Source organism: Rhizobium aethiopicum, assembly GCF_900094625.1.
Classification (GTDB): domain Bacteria; phylum Pseudomonadota; class Alphaproteobacteria; order Rhizobiales; family Rhizobiaceae; genus Rhizobium; species Rhizobium aethiopicum.
The window spans coordinates 1-2,166 of the sequence record NZ_FMAJ01000053.1 but is presented as its reverse complement, the minus strand read 5'-3'; the positions used below and the strand labels follow the sequence as shown (position 1 = coordinate 2,166).

3 protein-coding genes are annotated in these 2,166 nt (G+C 60.7%); all 3 read right to left on the bottom strand.

Annotated features, from left to right (window positions below; translation table 11 throughout):
- On the bottom strand, window positions 1-1,284 hold a 1,284-nt coding region (locus GA0061105_RS32055), incomplete at its 3' end, for an IS66-like element ISRel15 family transposase (protein WP_092755367.1).
- Between the two features lie 73 nt (window positions 1,285-1,357).
- Complete coding sequence (gene tnpB / locus GA0061105_RS32050) at window positions 1,358-1,702, bottom strand: IS66 family insertion sequence element accessory protein TnpB (protein ID WP_011053349.1); 345 nt, start codon at window positions 1,700-1,702, stop codon at window positions 1,358-1,360.
- Window positions 1,699-2,046, bottom strand: a complete 348-nt coding sequence (locus tag GA0061105_RS32045; RefSeq protein WP_092755364.1) for a transposase — start codon at window positions 2,044-2,046, stop codon at window positions 1,699-1,701. The genes tnpB and GA0061105_RS32045 overlap by 4 nt, the downstream gene beginning before the upstream one ends.
- Window positions 2,047-2,166: the final 120 nt, after the last annotated feature.

Below are 2,166 nucleotides of genomic sequence, written 5' to 3'. Positions count from 1 at the left end.
TGCGAGCTTCGACTTGCCGGAGATCCGCGGCAGGGTCTTTTGCCACAGGGCGAAGAGCTCAGTGACAACTGCAGCAGATGTCGCCTGACGTGCCGCGACACGCGCGTCAGGGCTCTGCCCCCGGGCCGCCGCTTCCACCTCCCAGAGCTTTGCCATCAATTCCACCGTCTCGCTGGCTATCTTGGAGCTGTCCGAGGCGTGGAGTTCGTAGAACTTGCGCCTGCTATGGGACCAGCAGCCGGCCAGCATCACGCCGTCATTGCCGCCGTCAGATCGGGCAAGCTTGTTGTAGGCACCATGCCCGTCCACCTGAAGGATACCGCGATAGCCATTCAGATGCCGGGCGACGCGATCGCCAGCGCGGCTATCTTCGAAGCGATAGGCGACCATCGGCGGGCCACTACCGCCAAAGGGTCTATCATCCCTCGCATAAGCCCATAGCCAGGCTGTCTTTGCCGATCCGGATCCGGGCGCGAGCGTTGGCAATGTCGTCTCGTCCGCAAAGATGCGCTCAGCCTTCTTGATCTCAGCGAGGATGTAGTCGGCCAGGATATCGAGCTCGTAGCCGAGCTTGCCCATCCATTGGGCCATCAGCTTCCGGTCAAGCTCAACCTTGTCGCGTGCATAGATTGCCTCCTGTCGATAGAGCGGAAGGCCATCTGCATACTTCGAGACAGCGATCTGGGCGAGAAGCGCTTCCGTTGGAATGCCACCCTCGATGATGTGCGCGGGCGCGGCTGCCTGGATGACGCCGTCTTCGTTCTTGAAGGCATACTTCGGCCGCCGGGTGACGATGACGCGGAACTTCGCCGGCACGACGTCCAGTCGCTCCGAGACGTCTTCTCCGATCAGCACCTTCTGTTTGCCGATGTGTTCGTGCAGTTCATCCGGCTCGATCACCACTTCGACTCGTTCCAGATGAGGTGCAAAGCCCTTGCGCGGCCGGGGTGCACGTTTCGCATCGGGATCAGCGGCACCCTTGTTTACCTTGGCTCGGATTGCCGAGATACCGGTCTCGATTTCCTCGAAGACAAAAGCCTGCTGCTCATCATCGATGCCCGGAGAGCCGAGCTTTTCCGATTGCCGGCCGAAGCGGGCGCGATCGAAGGCTTTCAGGATCTGGGTCAGTCGCTCGATGCGTTCGTCGGCATCGGCGTTTCTGGCTTTCAGGTCTGCGACCTCGCTCTCGAGAGCATCGGTGCGCGCTGCCTTCTCGGCCATGGCAAGGACCATGGCTTTCAGGGTCTCTACATCATCCGGGAGCTGTAGATCGGGCGGCGTCATGAGGCCTACCAGAGCACAATTTGCTCCGGTTTTCCTGCCTTTTCAGGCGGTTGATTCACTTCGCCGCAGCCCTTTACCCAACAATCTCCGGCGGCTTCACCGCCACTGAGCGCACCCGTTTCCAGTCCATGCCGTCAACGAGCGCCATGAGCTGAGCGTGATTGAGCTGCACCCGGTTGTGGCCGATCCGCGGCCAGCAGAACTGCGCCTTCTCCAACCGCTTGGAATAGAGGCAGACCCCTGATCCATCCCACCAGACGATCTTGACCCGGTCCGCCCGCTTCGCCCGGAAGACATAAAGCGAGCCATTGAACGGATCACTGCCGGCGTCGCGCACCAGCGACAGCAAACTGTCCGGCCCTTTGCGAAAGTCGATGGGGTGACTGGCGAGGAAGACCTTTACACCTGCGGGGATCATGCTGACCGAACTGCCCGGATGACACGCTGCAGATGAGCTTCGTCCACATCGGCGGGAGCGCGCACGACGACATCGCCAATCAGAACTTCGATTATCGCGCCGTCGGCAGATGGCGTGACTGCCTTATGACCGATCGGCGCTATGTTCTCCTTGTGAGAGCCCAGGGCGGCGCGACGCCAGCCAAACAGTTGTGACGGATGGATATCAAGCCGACGTGCGATCGCTGACACGCTCGAGCCAGGCTCGAGTGCCTCTGCAACTGCACGCGCTTTAAAATCGTCCGACCAGCGCCGCCGAAGCTGCCGAGGCGCGCCCTCAAATCGGTCCGCAACAGCCTCGATCATATGAAAAGTTCTAGTTCCAGAGCTAGGCGCAGACATAGAAGCTCACAGCAGTTCATCGTGTCCGCTACCGATAGCCGACCGCTAAGCTGCTTCGCCAGATGGGGTCTGCTTGTCGCTTAC

Bases quoted from the DNA above. Each gene is read 5' to 3' on its own strand.
- tnpB (WP_011053349.1), bottom strand. From the start codon at position 1,702: ATGATCCCCGCAGGTGTAAAGGTCTTCCTCGCCAGTCACCCCATCGAC.
- GA0061105_RS32045 (WP_092755364.1), bottom strand. From the start codon at position 2,046: ATGATCGAGGCTGTTGCGGACCGATTTGAGGGCGCGCCTCGGCAGCTT.